The organism is Halogeometricum sp. S3BR5-2 (genome assembly GCF_031624635.1).
Classification (GTDB): Archaea; Halobacteriota; Halobacteria; order Halobacteriales; family Haloferacaceae; genus Halogeometricum; species Halogeometricum luteum.
Window position 1 is genome coordinate 350,023 of sequence record NZ_JAMQOQ010000004.1, and the last position, 16,176, is coordinate 366,198.

Sequence of the window (16,176 nt, forward strand, 5' to 3'; positions counted from 1 at the left end):
ACGCCCTCTACTCCTCGATATCGGTAGAATGGAAAACCTGCGACTATTGTCCACAATCTATAAGTACCATCTCACGCTGATAGAGGTATGCCTAATCGTAGCAGGCGAGAGCTACTCAAACAGGTTGGCGGAGTTTCGACAATCGGCGTCGCGGGTCTCGCCGGGTGTGCGGGGAGCCCGGGAGAGAACGGCGGCGGCGGTGGAACAGGCTCAGGGGGTGGCGGGTCCGGGTCAGAGGAAGGCGGGTCCGCTGGCGGCGGGAACATCGATGAGTTGACAGTCGGCGTCTTCGCACCGTACACGGGTGCGTTCGCACCCTGGGGAGAGTCCGTGACGGCGGGCTCCGTTCTCGCGAAGGAGGACCTCGAATCCGAGTTCGACATCTCGATCGAACTTCGGGAGTACGACACGGAAACCGACCCGAGCACGGCGCTCGAACGGATGAAACGGGCCGTCACGTCCGACGGTATCGACTTCGCTCACGGCGGAATCTCCTCCGCCGTCTGCACGAGTATCGGGTCGTGGGCGTCTAACAACGGCGTCTCCTACATCGCACAAGGGGCGTCCGACTCCATCACCGGGAGTGCGTGCGCCGAGCACATGTTCAGTGTGTATCAGTCGAACACGATGATGGCGCGGGCGGCCGGACCGCGAATGGCGAACGAGGCCGACTCGTGGTACATCCTCTACTCCGATTACGTATGGGGACAGACTGCAAACGAGGTGATCAGCTCCACCCTCGAGGAGAACGGTGCGACGGTCGTCGGGGCGGACGCGACGCCGTTCCCGGGCGACGACTACACACAGTACATCAACAACGTCCAGAACTCCGACGCCGACGCCGCGGCGTTGCTCATCCCCGGTCTCGACGCCCGGTTAGCGATGGAGCAGATGATGAACACCGGTCTCCACGAGGAACTGACCCTGATGTTCCACCAGTTCGAGGATCTCGTGATGTGGGGGCTCGGAAAGGAAGCCGCGGCGGCGGTCGATATCGGACCGACGGGATGGGTGAACGCCGTCGACACCGGCGAGGAGTTCAAACAGCGGGTGGTCGAGGAGAGCGAAACAGACCCGTTCGCCCGTCACTACATGGCCTACGCATCGCTCGACCAACAAGTTCGTGCGGCGATGCGAGCGGGGTCAACCACCGCTGCGGATATCACGAGCGAACTGGAGGGCCACGAGATAGGGAGCGCCGTCGCCGACATTCAGCCCGGGACGCTGCGCTGGCGCGCGTGCGACCACCAACTCATACAGCCGACCCACGTCGTCTCCGGACTGGAGACGAGTGCCATGCAGGACGACCCGTGGAAGCAGTGGTTCGGCGTCGACGAGACGCTGGCCGGCAGTGACCTCGCACGAACGTGCGAAGAGACGGGCTGCCAACTGTAAGAATCGTCACATGGCGTACACGCTTCCACCGTCACTCAACCCGGCAAGCGAGGAGTCGTCTCCGGGAGCGATGGCACTCATCGTCGTTCTCGCGCTGCTCCTCGCGAACGCCTTCGCGATGCGACCCGGACTGTTCGTCGACCAGGTGGTCGGCGGTCTCGTCTACGGGTTCATACTCGTCCTGTTGGCGCTCGGTCTCTCGATCATCCTCGGGTTGCTCGGCGTCGTGAACTTCGCGCACGGGGCGCTATTCATGCTCGGGGCCTATCTCACGTTCCAAGTCGTCGTCGAGTGGGGCCTCTCGTTTTGGGTCGCGCTTTTCGTCGTTCCGCTGCTCGTGGGCGCGTTGGGCATCGTTATCGAACGAACCGTCCTGTATCGACTGTACGACGAGACGCCGCTCATCGGTCTGCTGGCGACGTTCGGACTCGCGCTGATGCTGGACGAGGCCACGCGCGCGGTCTGGGGGGCGTCGCCGCTCAGCGTGCCGACGCCGGAGGTCCTCTCGTCGAGCTTCGATCTCGTTATCACCAACGTCGCCAACTTCCGGCTGTTCACCGTCCTCGTGAGCGTCTGTGCCATTACGGCGGTGTACCTGCTCATCGAACGAACGGACTTCGGTCTGTCCGTCCGAGCGGGGGTCTTGGACCGAGAGATGGCCGAACTCGTCGGCGTCAATATCCCGCTTCGATTCGTCCTCATGTTCTTCCTCGGTGCGGCGACCGCCGGCCTCGGCGGTGTCCTCCGAGGTACGGAGGTCGGAATGGACATCGGGATGGGCGATCAGTTCATCATTCTCGCATTCGTCGTCGTGGTCGTCGGCGGGGTCGGAAGCCTGTTCGGGAGCGTGATATCCGGACTGCTCATCGGCGAGGCCGTCTTCGTGACGCCGCTCGTTCTGAGCACGCTTGCCAGCAGGACCAACGTCGCGGCGTTCGACATCTCGGGAATCGGCGGACTGATGCCGTACCTCGTGATGATCATCGTGCTGCTCGTGAGGCCGCGCGGCCTGTTCGGACAGGAGGGCTTCCTCGAATGAGCGGACAGCGCTCGCCGACCTCCATCGTCAACCGAATAAGCGACGCGGTGCCGGTCGACTCCGTGTCGACACTGCAGGTTCCGCTCGGATTGCTCGCCATCGTAATCTTCATCCGTCCGGTCGTCTCCCACCCCCTACTGCTCGGCTACGAGCAGATAGCCAACACCATCCTCATCTGGATGCTGTTCGCAGTGGCGTTCAACCTGCTCATCGGCTACTCCGGTCTCCTCTCGTTCGGTCACGCGATGTTCCTCGGTATCGGAGCGTACGGGGCCGCTATCGGGACGCTCACGTGGAACCTCCCGTTTCTGCTCTCCGCGGCCATCGGCATCACAGTCGCGACGCTTCTCGGATACCTCCTCGGTCGGCTCACGGTCGCCCGCGGGGAGATTTACTTCGCCATGCTGACGCTGGCGTTCGCCCAGTCCATCTACTTCATCGCCAACCAGAACTACGGCGGTCTGACCGGCGGGAGCACCGGTATCAGCGGAGCGCTGCCGGCCTGGATAGAGAGCTACCGCGGCGTGATGTACGTCTCTCTCGGCTGGGTCAGCTTCGACTGGTACTACCTCCTCGCGACCGTGTTCGTGGTCGCGGGGCTACTCCTCTGGCAACTGGTCCGCTCACCGTTCGGCCGGACGCTCGCCGCGCTCAGAGAGAACGAACAGTTAGCCCGCGCCGTCGGCATCGACGTCAAGCGGTACAAAGTGTGGGCGTTCACGCTCAGTGCGGCGTTCACCGCACTCGCAGGCGTGTTGCTGGAGATAAACAACCAGGGAGCGACCCTCCACAACCTCTCGATAAACACGAGCGGTGACATCATTCTGATGACCATCCTCGGGGGGACGAACTACTTCCTCGGCCCGGCCGCGGGCGCGTTCGTGTGGCTGTTCGCCGAGGACTTCCTCACCGAGTTCGAGATGCTGGTACTGCCGCTCTCGGAGTTTCCGATCGTGACGATCGAACTCTCCGGAGTGCTCGCGTACTGGCAGTTCTTCCTCGGACTGTTGTTCGTCGCCGCCGTACTCGTCGCCCCGAGAGAGGGACTCTGGGGTCTGTGTAGAGGGACCCTCGAACGACTCTACGACCGAATCAACGGAGACCAGACCAAACATGAGTGAATCGAAGCACGGCGAGAGGCGTCGGGCGGAGGAGAGTTCGACCGCGGGGACGGAGATACTACGGACGGAAGAGTTGACGAAGACGTTCGGGGGAATCGTCGCCCTCAGGAACGTCGACCTCTCGGTCGAGCGAGGCGAACTACACGCCGTCATCGGCCCGAACGGAGCCGGTAAGACGACGCTGTTCAACACGATTACTGGCACGCTGCCGCCCTCAAGCGGAAGGGTGTGGTTCGACGGCGAGGACGTGACCGACCTTTCCCAAGAGGAACGCCCCCACCGTGGGCTCGCGCGGTCGTTCCAGTCGAATCAGCTGTTCAACGATCTCACGGTACTGGAGAACGTCCGTATCGTCGTTCAGACGATGCGCTCCGGGACGTTCGCGCTGAACGTGCTCGGGGACGGCCGCTCGAAATATCGCGAGGAGGCGTCCGACTACTTGGAGCGAATCGGACTCGACGGACAACACAACACGAAGACGAAGAACCTCTCGCACGGTGACCAGCGTCGACTCGGTATCGCCGTCGCACTCGCGACGGAACCGTCGGTACTGCTGCTCGACGAACCGACCAGCGGTATGGGGTCGACGGAGACCCGAGAGACGGCCGATATGATCGACGAGTTGCGACAGGAACTCGGACTCACGATCCTCCTCATCGAACACGATATGGACATCGTCCTCGCCATGAGCGACCGAATCACCGTCCTCAATCAGGGCGAGATTCTCGCGACGGGCGCCCCCGACGTGATTCGAGAGAACGAAGAGGTGCAGAACGCCTACCTCGGCGGGATGCGGGAGGAGCTATGACGCTCTTAGACGTCGACGGGCTGGAGGCGGGATACGACACCGGACAGGTGCTCTTCGGCGTCGATCTCTCCATTGACAGCGACGAGGTCGTCTCGCTGCTCGGTCGGAACGGCGCGGGGAAGACGACGACGATGCGGGCCATCGTCGGCGCGGACGTGCCCCACGTCCGCGGCGGCACCATCACCTTCGACGGGCACGACCTGCGGGCGGCTCGAAGCTACGAGATACCGAAACTGGGCCTGTCGCTCGTTCCCGAGGGACGTCGGTGCTTCGACGAACTCACCGTCGAGGAGAACGTGAGGCTCGCCGCCAATCACGCCTCCGACCCGCTCGACCGGGAGTCGGTGTTCGAGCAGTTCCCCGAACTGGACGACATGCGCGACCGACCCGCAAAGAACATGAGCGGCGGGGAAAAGCAGATGTTAGCGATCGCACGGAGTCTGGTCGCGAACCCGAAGATGATACTCTTCGACGAACCCTGTGAGGGTCTGGCACCGTACATCGTCAGACGGATCGAATCGATCATCACGGATATAAGCGAGAATCGGGACGTGACCGTCCTCCTCGTCGAGCAGAACGTGGCCGTCGCCATGGCGGTGGCCGACCGCCACTACATCCTCGACGAAGGGGTTATCGTCGACGAAGTATCAACAGAGAAACTAAAAGAGGACGAAAGCCTCAGACAGAAATATCTCGGCGTGTGACGCCGCTGGACCCGCTCGCCTCCGACTCGGGTTCCGAGCGGCCGTGCCGTCCTGATGGAAATTTTATATATCGAAAAATTAAAACCGTCGGGGGCGAAGCTTTGGGGTGATGGCTATCGAGATAGAGACCGTTGCAGTCCTCGGAGCCGGTAGTATGGGCCACGGAATCGCCGAGGTGGCCGCACTCGCCGGCTACGACGTGGCGATGCGAGACATCGAGCAAGATATCGTCGAAGAGGGGTACGGACAGATCGAGTGGAGCCTGAACAAGTTAGCTGAGAAAGGGCAACTCGACGAGGAGGCCGACAGCGTCCTCGCCCGAATCGAAACGACCACCGAACTGGACGCCGCGGTCGAGGACGCCGATTTGGTCGTCGAAGCGGCTCCCGAGGACTTGGAGATAAAACGAGACGTCTTCGCCGACGTCGACGCCGCGGCCGGGCCGGAGACGATCCTCGCCACGAATACGTCTAGCCTGCGCGTGAGCGATATCGCGATGGCGACCGACCGGCCGGAACGATGCTGCGGCCTTCACTTCTTCAACCCGCCCGTGAAGATGGATCTCGTCGAGGTCGCCTCGGGCGAACAGACTCGGGACGACGTAGTCGAGGCCGCGATCGAATTCGTCGAATCGCTCGACAAAACCCCGATCTACGTCCGCAAGGACGTTCCGCAGTTCGTCGTCAACAACGTGCTCACCCCCTACATGGGCGAGGCGGCGTGGATGCTCGACGACGACGCGTCCGAAATCAGCGAGATCGACGCCGCGATGACGTTCAAGCGCGGGTATCCGATGGGGCCGTTCGAGCTCAACGACTTCGGCGGATTGGACATCTTCGCACACACCCGCGAGCAGTGGGGTGACCCCGTCCCCGAATCGGTCAGTCGTCGCATCGACGCCGGGGAGTTGGGCCGAAAGAGCGGTCAAGGGTTCTACGACTACGAGGCCGGGTCGGGGGCCGACTACGAACCCACCGAAGGCGACTCGGTCGATACGCTCCGCATCGAAGCCCGGATGGTGAACGAGGCGGCGAAACTCGTGGGAGACGACGTGGCGGACCCGGAGGACATCGATATCGGAATGCGACTCGGCGGCGGTCTCCCGGAGGGGACGTGCCGGACTGGAGACAAGATTGGTCTCGATATCGTCGTCGAAAAACTCCGCGAGCTACACGGGGAGACGGGCGCGGAACGGTACGAGCCGGCAGAGTACCTCGTCGAACTCGTGGAGGCCGGCCATACCGGCGAAGACGCCGGTCGCGGGTTCTACGACTACCGCGACGGCGGTCCGTATCACTTCATCAGCCACGAACTGACCGACGACGGGCGCTTGAACGTCGTGTTCGATCGGAAAGAGCGGCTCAACGCCTTCTCGGAGGATATGTTCGCCGAACTGCGGCGAGTCCTCGAATCCGTCGACGACGAGGACGTCTCGGTCGTCGTTTTCGAGGGCGCAGGCGACCGCGCGTTCTCGGCGGGTGCCGACATCACGGGGTTCACCGCATCCGAACCGACGGAACTTATGCACGTCGACGAGGCGATTCAGGCGGTCTACGAGTTCCCACGGCCGACCATCGCGAAGATAGACGGGTTCTGCCTGGGTGCGGGACTCGAAATCACGCTCGCGTGCGACCTCCGCATCGCCTCCGAGGGCTCCTCGCTCGGAAGTCCCGAGATCGACCTCGGTCTCATTCCCGGCGGCGGCGGTACCCAGCGTCTCGTACGCCTCATCGGTGAACCCCGGACGAAAGAGCTCGTATTCACGGGAGATCCGATATCGGCGGAGAAAGCGGCCGAGTGGGGTATTCTCAATCGCGTCGTTCCGAAAGACGACTTCGAAGCGGACGTCGACGAACTCGCGACGAACATCGAGAACGGTCCGCAGACGGCACTCGAAGTCGCGAAGAACGTCATCAACGAGGGACAGAACGCCAGCCTCGACACGGGTCTCGCGCTGGAGAGTCAAGGATTCGGACTACTGACGACGACCGATGATATGCTGGAGGGCGTCGCGGCGTTCAAGAAAGACCGAGAGCCGGACTTCTCGAACTGATCGACGGAACAACCAAGTACACGGAAGATGATTTCAAAACACGAGACATGACTCGAAACGTCGGAATCGTCGGCGGCGGTCACACTCGTTGGGGTGACCGCGACGCCACGTACAAGGACTTGATACAGGAGGCGGGTAAGGCGACGTTCGAGGACGTACCCGACGTAGGCCCCGAGGACGTCGAAGGACTGTTCGTCGGATCCGTCCAGCCGGAGCGGTTCGCCTTCCAAACGCACGTCGCGCCGATGGTCGCCGAGCTGATCGGCGTCGACGTGGACACGATGATCGCGAGAACAGAACTGGCTTGTGCGAGCGGACAGGCCGCGCTTCGGTACGCGTGGCTTGCCATCGCCGCCGGGCAACTCGACGTTGCGCTCGTTCTCGGCGCCGAGAAGATGAATCTCCCGGAGGCACACGGGGGGGAGGCGCAGGCGAGCATGACGAACGTGATGGACCGCGAGTTCGACGGGGTCAACGGGCTGAACGCGCCGCCGTACTTCGCGATGGTCGCACAGCGCCACATGCACGAGTACGGGACCACCCGCGAGCAACTGGCGACGGTGAGCGCGAAGAACAAGAGCCACGCCGCGCACAACGAGTTCGCGCAGTTTCAGCGCGAAGTCACTGTCGACGACGTGCTCGATTCCTACCCGCTGTCGCCGCCGCTGTGTCTGTTCGACTGCAGCGGTATCACCGACGGCGCGGCCGGCCTCCTCCTGATGAGCGAAGAGAAAGCGCGAGAAGTGACCGACGAGGCGACGTACATCACCGGAAGCGGACAGGCCTGTTTCGCGAGCAACTCCGTCAACAACCTCCCGTCGATGTCCGGTTGGCCGCAAGCGACGACGGCCGCCGAGAACGCCTACGAGCAGGCGGGTATCGACGACCCGGTGAAGGACCTCGACGTCGCGGAGATTCACGACTGCTTCTCGATCAGCGAAATCGTCGAGTACGAGGACCTCGGCTGGGTCGAGAAGGGCGAGGGCGGACAGTTCGTCGAGGACGGACGGAGCGAACTCGACGGCGATATCGGCGTCAACCCGCGCGGCGGCCTCCTCGGATGCGGCCACCCGCTGGGAGCGACGGGCGTCTCGCAGGCGCTCGAACTCCACCGGCAGTTCCGTGGCGAGGTGCCCGACGAACGGAGCGTCCCCGACCCGGAGACCGGATTGATACACAACCTGAGCGGCAGCGCGTCCGTTCACAGCGTCATGGTGTTGGAGCGTGGTCGGCCATGAGCGAGGACCGCCGGACCGTCGAGATACCGGATACCATCGAGCTGCCCAGACTGCTCGACTTCTACGAACTCCAGACGGCCGAACACACGGGCATCGCGGAGTTCTACGAGAACCTCCGAGCGGGGGACCTCACGACGACGCGGTGTACGGACTGTGAGGAGATACACTTCCCGCCACGAATCGTTTGTCCGGAGTGTCACAGCGATGCGCTGGAGTACGTTGGTCTTCCAGAGACCGGCGAACTGTTCGCGTTCTCGACCGTCCGAGCGGGTGCACCGCTCGGCATGGAGGACGAGGTTCCGTTCGTGACGGGCATCGTCGACCTCGGCGAGGTCAGACTCAGCGCTCGAATCGACGGCGCCGACTACGACGAGTTGTCCATCGGCGACCCCGTCGAACTGTCCATCGTCGACATCGACGGGCCCGCCGACCACGAACGCGCGTTTTTCCGATTCGAGCCGACCGGCGATGGAGGCGAGTGAGATGTTCGACTACGAACTCACCATCACGACGTTCCTCGAACGAGCGACCGAGCGCTTCGGTCACAAAGAGATCGTAACGAAGACTGGGAAGGACACTCTCCACCGTTACACGTACGCGGACGCCTACGAACGAATCGCACAGTTGGCGCACGCGCTCGACGACTGCGGGTTGGACGCGGGGGACCGAATCGCGACGATGGCGGCGAATCACTACCGGCATTACGAACTGTACTTCGGGCCGGCGTGCAGCGAACGGAGCGTGCACACGGTGAATCACCGCCTCCCCGACGAACACCTCGTGCACATGATAAACGAGGCCGAGGACCGACTCGTGTTCGTCGACCCCGCCTTCCTCGAAACGGTGGAGGGCGTCGCGGACGAACTGGAGACGGTCGAGCGATACGTCGTTCTCGACGACGACGTGCCCGAGACGACGCTGGACCCCGTCGTCGATTACGAGTCGTTCATCGCCGACTACCCGACCGAGTACGACTGGCCGGACATCGACGAGGAGACGGAGTTCGGTCTCTGTTACACCTCGGGGACGACCGGGATGCCGAAGGGGGTTCCGTACTACCATCGCAAGATGTTCCTCCACACGTTGATGCACAGCCACACGGACGTGTTCGGGATAAGCGAGAACGATACCGTGATGCCCGTCGTCCCGATGTTCCACGTCAACGGGTGGGGGCTTCCGTACACGGCGACGTTCTGCGGGTCCAAGCTCGTCCTGCCGGGCGGGCACACGTCCGTCGACCACATCGCCGATCTCATCGACGGCGAGTCGGTGAGCGTCGCGGCCGCGGTTCCGACCGTCTGGATAGACATGGAGAAGCGCCTCGGCGATGACGAAGAGGGGGTGCTCGACAGCCTCAAGAAGACCCTCATCGGCGGGAGTTCGCCGCCCGAGTCGCTCATACGGAAGTACGACAACGTGTACGAAGCGCCGATTTACCAGGGGTACGGGATGACCGAGGCCTCTCCCCATCTCGCGAACACGCTCATGACGACGGAAGCACAGAGCCTCCCGGAGGACGAGCGCTATCAACTGCGCATGAAACCCGGTATCCCCGCACCCGGCGTGAGACTCGAACTCCGCGACGACGACGGCGAACCGGTCGAACAGGACGGCGAGTCGAAAGGGGAGATACACGCCCGAGCGCCGTGGCTCATCGACGAGTACTACGAGCGCCCGGAAGCGACCGAGGCGGCGTTCTCCGAGGACGGCTGGTTCAAGACCGGCGACATCGGCACCATCGACGAATACGGCTATCTCAGCGTCGTCGACCGGGTGGACGACGTCATCAAATCCGGCGGCGAGTGGATCTCCTCTATCGAACTGGAGAACGAACTCATGGGTCACGACGCCGTCGAAGAGGCGGTCGTCATCAGTGCCGACCACGCGAAGTGGCAGGAACGGCCCGTCGCCTACGTCGTTATCGACGGCGACGCGACCGAGGACGACCTGCGCGACCACCTGCTACAGCGGTTCCCGAAGTGGTGGCTGCCAGATCAGTTCATCTTCGTCGAGGACGTGCCGCGGACGACCACCGGCAAATTCGACAAGGTTCGTCTCCGCGAGTCGTTCGCCGAAGAGTTCGGAACCCTTCCGACCGAGGAGTGACGCCGACGCCGGATGGGACCGCGCTCGCGGATCGGTCGACGGCGGTATCCCGGACGCGGGGTGACGTCCGAACCCCCTCTCGAAATCGGACATCACATCTTTTACGGCTCGGGTCGTTCCCCCGGTAATCGATTCGACGTCCGACGGCGCTTCACTTCACGCGGTAGACTGCGAGTTTTACGCCTCTCGGTTGGCGGGTTCCCGAGGCGACGAAGACGTTCCGCGTGAGCCACTCGAGGTCCGCGTCGGACGTCTCGAACCGCGGCGTCGACTGGAAGTAGACCTCGTCCGGGGAGACGGAGTCCCCGTCCCGGAGTCGCTCTTTCACCTCCGATGATGCAGAGCGAATCCCACGGTTTTCGACGTACACGCGGGAACCGTCGTTGGTCTCGAAGGCGTACTTCGCGACCAGTTCCGTCGGCCGGTCGGTACGGAACAGTTGGTAGTCCGCCCCGGCGGAGATGACGTGGCCCTGAATGCGACCCGACACCGTTCCGCCCGTGATGGGGATGATACGGCGTTGCCCGTCTCCGGTGTCGCCAATCTCGATTGGTTCGTCGACCTCGACGTCGATATCGAAGACGTGTTCGAGGGTCGGTCCGCGAGCGTCCGCGCTATCTGTCTCCGTTTCGTCTACCATGTCGTTGGTCTCTTCGCAGATCATCATAAACACTGCTGCTCTCTTCGCGTCGGTCACATACTGGCGAGCAACGACGGGCGACAGCGAGTTCGCGACCGAGATCGGACCCGCCCACGACAATCCTGGTACCGGAAGACAGTAGCTGCAGTCACTTACAGCAGCCCGATAGCCGCGGCGGCGTGAGTCAGAGCGGCGGCGACGGGAACGAGGAGCACGGTTCGAAGCACGAGTAAGAGAAACAGGTCGCGGAACCGGATGGGGATGTCGTCGAACATGTCGACCATCATGGGTGCGGTCGCCGAGAAGAAAATCGCCTGAGAGCTCGTCACGACGAGAACGAACACTTTGGTGACGATGTCGGTCTCGACGACGAGCGTCGCGGCGACGAAGTACTCGGCCCCGCCGATGATGATCGCCGTCGTCGCGATTTGTGGATTGGGGATCGCGAGAAGGTCCAGAATCGGAACGAACGGCGTCGCGAAGAACGTGAAGAAACCGGTGTTCTGCTCGATGAGGAGCACGGCCATCGCGATCGCCAGCACCGTTCCGACGAAGGAGGCGGCCAACTTCGCGCCGTCGACGAAACCGACTATCGATGCGCGCGTAATCGATTGACCGTTCTTCGCCGTCCGCACGCCCTCGTTGAACGCGAATCGGAGGTAGTCACTGACCGTACCGGTAAACCTCGGTTCCGGGTCCGGTTCCGCGATGTAGTCGTCGGGGACCCTCGAGAGGGGCGGCACGCGCACGAGAACGCCCGCGACGACGAGACTCGCGAGGAGGTAGAGCAACACGACGACCGGGAAGATATCCAAAACGCCGAGAACTGCTGCAACGGCTCCCACGGTTCCCAAGTTCGCGGTCGCAAAGCAGGTGCAGATGACGAACACCTCGCGCTTGTTGTAGCCACCGCGGTCGAAGACGTTTCGGGTGAGGTAGTAGCCGATGCTGAACGACCCGAGCCACGACGCCGCACTGTCGAGCGCCGACCGCCCCGGAAGGTTGAACAGCGGGCGCATGATCGGCTGTGCGAGCGTTCCGACGAACTGGAGTCCGCCGAGTTCCGCGAGCAGATTCACGAATACCGCGCCGATCGGAATGACGAGTGCGATAGTGAGTACGAGCGCGTTCCATGCGGTCCCGACGACGGAATCGGAGAACAACCACCCCGGACCCATCCCCAGCAGTATCCCGGCCGCGAGAAAGACCCCCGCGACTCGAAACACCCAGAAGAGCGACGACGTCTGCCAGTAACTCAGTTGAAGCCGCGACGCCGTCCGTTCGCTCACGGTGTACACGCCGCCGTAGTGCGACTTCGCGAGAGTCGTCAACGCGGCGCCCGCCAGGATCAGCAAGAACGAAGACAGCTCGACTGCGGTCATCGACGCGCTCTGAACGAGACCGATCATCACGTCGAGCGGAATCGTGGTGCGCCCCTCCCATTCGATCGGAAAGAGGAACACGAACACACTCGTCAGGAATGCGACAGCGAACTTCAACTTCGAGCGCCATCCCGTCTCGACGAAATCAACGTCGTCTATCGATCTCTGCTCCGTCGAAGCCGATGCGCTGGAGATGTGCTCCTCGCTCTCCCAGCTCTCGCTGCCGAACATACGAGAGACTCCATATTGTTCATAATAAAACTACTGGACATATCCCGTCTGCGAATTTCGCGGCCATTACGGCTGAGATATCTTGTAGAGGAACCGATACAGAAGACAGAAGCAGCGAGAGCGTTCCGATCCGGTACCGTCCTCGAACGATTCTAACATGAATTTCTCAGACGATCTCTTCTTCCCCCTCTGAGTACTTACGGTGACACTCCGTGCCCGTTTCCCTTCCCTACCCTTCGTCCGAAATATTCGAACGACTGGCATCTCATCTTGTGTAGAATTGTGTATCGTTCAGGTTAGATTCGGTCTCCTTCAAACGAGAAGACGACCGCGGATCAGTACACGGAACTGACGGAGCGGACGGAAACGTGACTGTCTCTTCGTCCTGCTAGGTAACTGCTCGCTCTTTCCTATACAGGAACAAGTTACAGATGTAGGTATGTAATGCAAATCTGGGCTGTTCGACAAAATCGGACCACGAGCGGAGAAGATATCTCTTGAGAGCGTTGATGTTCGAGATATCCGCAGGAGAGGACGACGCAACTGGGCTAGAATCCTCGCTACTGGGATACTCGGAGGGAGGGTTGTCGCGCCGGCGTAGGTGGAGACACGCCATTCTCCGTTCGGAAGGGTTAGTTCTACGACTAGACGAAGTAATTCTATACTTATATTCCCATCTATAATCTTACTTTGGCGCGGAATATACTTACATGACATTATCTAGTTACTAGCTAGGCCAAATCGAAGGAATCTATCCTATACTGTCTTCAAATTCGACGGGTATCTGAGCATCATGGCCGAATCCGGTGTCTGAGACGGTGCGAACATCGACTCCAGTCCGGTCCGCGAGTGTCGGTCGTACAGTAGTGTCGACTTGTACATCGGCCACTCAACGTACGATCGGTGGGCGATCCGTCGAAAGACAGTTCTGCGAGATTGAGGAGTTGCAGCCACTACGAGACGATGAACACGACACGCTCAAGAACTCGTCTCTCTCCACAGGAAGGACACTTCGATCTTGAGTTCAACGAGATCTTATTCCGGTATCCCAACTACTCGCGATCAAAAGCCATCGACTAGACAGCGCCGTCGCTGCTCACCGAGCGGTCACTTATCCTGGACAAACGGTTATCCGATTCCCATCTGCCTCTTCAACAGCGTGAGAACGGTGTTTGCTGTTCGCAATGGTGGGTGTTCGTACTCCCTGGTCAACTTGACCTGCAGGAGACTGGCGGCTCCCAAATTGAGTACAGCAGCCACGCGAACGCTCTGATGGGCGTCTCTTAGAGATAGTGTGCGAACGAGACACGAAGCGTCTCGCCACTGTTTGAAGGACGTGCGAGGTCAACAGCTTCGAGTGCTGCCTATCAAGATGCTGTCAGGTATGCACCGACTCGTAACTGCGCTGGGAATCGGTGGACGTGGGGATGCAGTGAATGCTATCCAGTACGAGCGGACGGAGCCAATCCATCTCTCGGGTAAGTCTCCCAAGTAGTGTTCGCAGGACGAGATATAGTGATACTCTACTCTGTGGTGCGTACAACCGGACCTACCTCGATCTGAAGTTTTACTCGCGATGCCAGTTAGGACTGTTGACGGGCGCTAACAGCGCCGACACGGGGCAACCAGTAGTAATGCGACTGTACGTAGAGCACGTCGGATTCCTTGTCCGGAACGTCCCACTCACTAGTGTCCCAGAACGCTTGCGACTGGTCCTCGACGATGGGATAGATCGGTAGCGATTGATTTACTGCCCACCCTAGCTCTTTGATCAGCTGTTCTCGTCGACTCTGTTCGGTCACCGTGGCGAGTTCCTGGAGCTTCCCGGTGGTGTCAAACGGAGATGTCTCCCCGCTGCGGTCGCCGAGCGGTGGAACTGATGGCTCTTCGGGGAAGCCCAAATTCGTCACGGTATCGCTGTTGAGTAACCACGACTGGATGAAGAAGGGAGCGGTCTGCCCGGAGTTGTTCCAGAACCACGGACACATCTTGAAGTTCGTCGGTCCCCAGTACTGTCCGAAGAACGTCGTGTTCTCAACGTTGGTGTTGGTCGCCTCGATCCCGAAGTCGGACAATTGCTGTGCGACAACGTTGGTGAGCGTTACATGGTCGCTCCACCCACCGGGGACCGGAATCTCAAACTCGAACGGGTCCCCGTTCGGCTTCATCCACGTTCCCCCTTCCTTACTGTACCCCTCCTGTCGAAGTAGTTCGGCTGCCCGGTCCGTGTTCGTATACGAGGAGAACGAGTCTGCCTCGTCACCGAGATACTGACTCCACGTATCGTTGTGAAAACTTCCGACGCCGGCTGGGACTTCAACAGCCGTCTTCGTGATATCGGAGAGTTCCCCAATCGCCCCTTGGTCGATGACATTTGCGACCGCCCGACGGACGTTCCGCCGACCGAAGTCCTCGTCGTTGTGGTTGAACGCCATCGAATAGCCGTTGTATGCCGGGATGAGGAACTGGCGGACCGCATCAGGAAGTGTCTCGCGGATCCGACTCGGGAAGATCGTAGTTGTGGTCGCGTCGAGACTAGTGAGGTTCTTCATCGCCGCCCACTGCTGTTGATTCTCTGCCATGAACTGCACCTCGTAGTAGGGGAAGTTGATCTGGTCCGCCGAGGGGTGATCTTCGTACTTCGAGAGAGTGAGCACCTGCTGATTCGCCGACTCGAACTGGAACGGACCAGAACCGACCGGCTCCTCGATCTGATGGTCTTGGATGTCGCCCTGCAGCGTGGTCAACTCTTCTTCAGAGATATCATCACTGTACCGTTCGACGAACTGTCCGTACTCGCTCGTCGGTGTGTTGAGCCAACTCTGAGAGAGGGTCGTCATGATGACCCGCTCTTGGTAGCTATCGGCCATCTCGTACTCGACGGTGGTATCATCAACCGCTGTTACGCCGTTGAGGTAGTCCGCGACTGGATAACCGAAGATGCTGTCGATCGTGAACTTGGTGACAATGTCTTCGGCGGTTACGGGTTCACCGTCGTGCCACGTGTCTCCCTCACGGAGGTTGACGGTCAAGGTAGTTCCATCGATACTCCACTCTTGGAATAGGTACGGGATGAGCTCCCCCGTGCTTCGATTGTTCCGGAGGAACGGGTCGAACACCATGTATCCTCCCTGTTCGGCGTAGTTACTCGGCGCGTAGGGATTCCATCGGAGTTCCGTGGGGACGTATCGGCCCGGAATCGTGAGTGACTGATCCATTAGGCCGTTCCCCGCTCCCTCACTGTCACGAGTAGCGTTGCCGGTACTAGTTTCGTTGTTGAGCATACCACCGACTCCAGTGTTGGTCCCCTGAGTGGGGGTGTCACTGGAGCAACCGGCCAGCGCGCTCACACCAGTCAGTCCAGTTGCGGCGAGGACTGCTCTTCGACTTACGGGAGACTCTCCGCTCTCGTCGTTGTCGCTCATATTACATATTAAAGACAATGATATAGATAAATCT

Annotated in this window: 12 protein-coding genes; 9 read left to right on the forward strand and 3 right to left on the reverse strand. The window is 61.0% G+C overall.

The annotated features are described in order from the left end of the window. The first annotated feature begins 87 nt into the window (after nucleotides 1-87). From NDI79_RS16295 to NDI79_RS16335, 9 genes are all read left to right on the forward strand, one after another. Nucleotides 88-1,395: an ABC transporter substrate-binding protein gene (locus NDI79_RS16295; protein ID WP_310929671.1), complete on the forward strand. Its 1,308-nt coding sequence runs from the start codon at nucleotides 88-90 to the stop codon at nucleotides 1,393-1,395. Nucleotides 1,396-1,465: 70 nt separating this feature from the next. Beyond that, the gene (locus NDI79_RS16300; RefSeq protein WP_310929672.1) at nucleotides 1,466-2,434 is read left to right on the forward strand and encodes a branched-chain amino acid ABC transporter permease; all 969 of its coding nucleotides are present in this window, start codon (nucleotides 1,466-1,468) and stop codon (nucleotides 2,432-2,434) included. Further along, nucleotides 2,431-3,555: a branched-chain amino acid ABC transporter permease gene (locus NDI79_RS16305; RefSeq protein ID WP_310929673.1), complete on the forward strand. Its 1,125-nt coding sequence runs from the start codon at nucleotides 2,431-2,433 to the stop codon at nucleotides 3,553-3,555. Before NDI79_RS16300 ends, NDI79_RS16305 begins: the two co-directional genes overlap by 4 nt. Next, nucleotides 3,548-4,363: an ABC transporter ATP-binding protein gene (locus NDI79_RS16310; RefSeq protein WP_310929674.1), complete on the forward strand. Its 816-nt coding sequence runs from the start codon at nucleotides 3,548-3,550 to the stop codon at nucleotides 4,361-4,363. Before NDI79_RS16305 ends, NDI79_RS16310 begins: the two co-directional genes overlap by 8 nt. Then, nucleotides 4,360-5,067 carry an ABC transporter ATP-binding protein gene (locus NDI79_RS16315; protein ID WP_310929675.1) on the forward strand — a complete coding sequence of 236 codons (708 nt, stop codon included), beginning with the start codon at nucleotides 4,360-4,362 and terminating at the stop codon, nucleotides 5,065-5,067. Before NDI79_RS16310 ends, NDI79_RS16315 begins: the two co-directional genes overlap by 4 nt. A 109-nt stretch (nucleotides 5,068-5,176) precedes the next feature. Next, nucleotides 5,177-7,120 (forward strand): 3-hydroxyacyl-CoA dehydrogenase/enoyl-CoA hydratase family protein, encoded by a 1,944-nt coding sequence (locus tag NDI79_RS16320; protein WP_310929676.1) that lies wholly within the window; start codon nucleotides 5,177-5,179, stop codon nucleotides 7,118-7,120. 47 nt (nucleotides 7,121-7,167) lie between these two features. Further along, the gene (locus NDI79_RS16325; protein ID WP_310929677.1) at nucleotides 7,168-8,358 is read left to right on the forward strand and encodes a thiolase C-terminal domain-containing protein; all 1,191 of its coding nucleotides are present in this window, start codon (nucleotides 7,168-7,170) and stop codon (nucleotides 8,356-8,358) included. Further along, complete coding sequence (locus NDI79_RS16330; RefSeq protein ID WP_310929678.1) at nucleotides 8,355-8,840, forward strand: Zn-ribbon domain-containing OB-fold protein; 486 nt, start codon at nucleotides 8,355-8,357, stop codon at nucleotides 8,838-8,840. Before NDI79_RS16325 ends, NDI79_RS16330 begins: the two co-directional genes overlap by 4 nt. 1 nt (nucleotide 8,841) lies before the next feature. Continuing rightward, nucleotides 8,842-10,464 carry a long-chain fatty acid--CoA ligase gene (locus NDI79_RS16335; RefSeq protein ID WP_310929679.1) on the forward strand — a complete coding sequence of 541 codons (1,623 nt, stop codon included), beginning with the start codon at nucleotides 8,842-8,844 and terminating at the stop codon, nucleotides 10,462-10,464. Between the two features lie 151 nt (nucleotides 10,465-10,615). Here the strand turns inward: NDI79_RS16335 and NDI79_RS16340 are convergent, their stop codons facing one another. The 3 genes from NDI79_RS16340 to NDI79_RS16350 all read right to left on the reverse strand — a co-directional run bounded on the left by NDI79_RS16340 (nucleotide 10,616) and on the right by NDI79_RS16350 (nucleotide 16,142). Further along, a complete protein-coding gene (locus NDI79_RS16340; RefSeq protein ID WP_310929680.1) occupies nucleotides 10,616-11,104 on the reverse strand; it encodes a DUF3237 domain-containing protein in 489 nt (162 codons plus the stop codon). A 152-nt stretch (nucleotides 11,105-11,256) separates the two neighbouring features. After that, entirely contained in the window at nucleotides 11,257-12,717 is a 1,461-nt protein-coding gene (locus tag NDI79_RS16345) for a YjiH family protein (protein WP_310929682.1), read from the reverse strand. Between the two features lie 1,583 nt (nucleotides 12,718-14,300). Beyond that, nucleotides 14,301-16,142 carry an ABC transporter substrate-binding protein gene (locus NDI79_RS16350; RefSeq protein ID WP_310929684.1) on the reverse strand — a complete coding sequence of 614 codons (1,842 nt, stop codon included), beginning with the start codon at nucleotides 16,140-16,142 and terminating at the stop codon, nucleotides 14,301-14,303. Nucleotides 16,143-16,176: the final 34 nt, after the last annotated feature.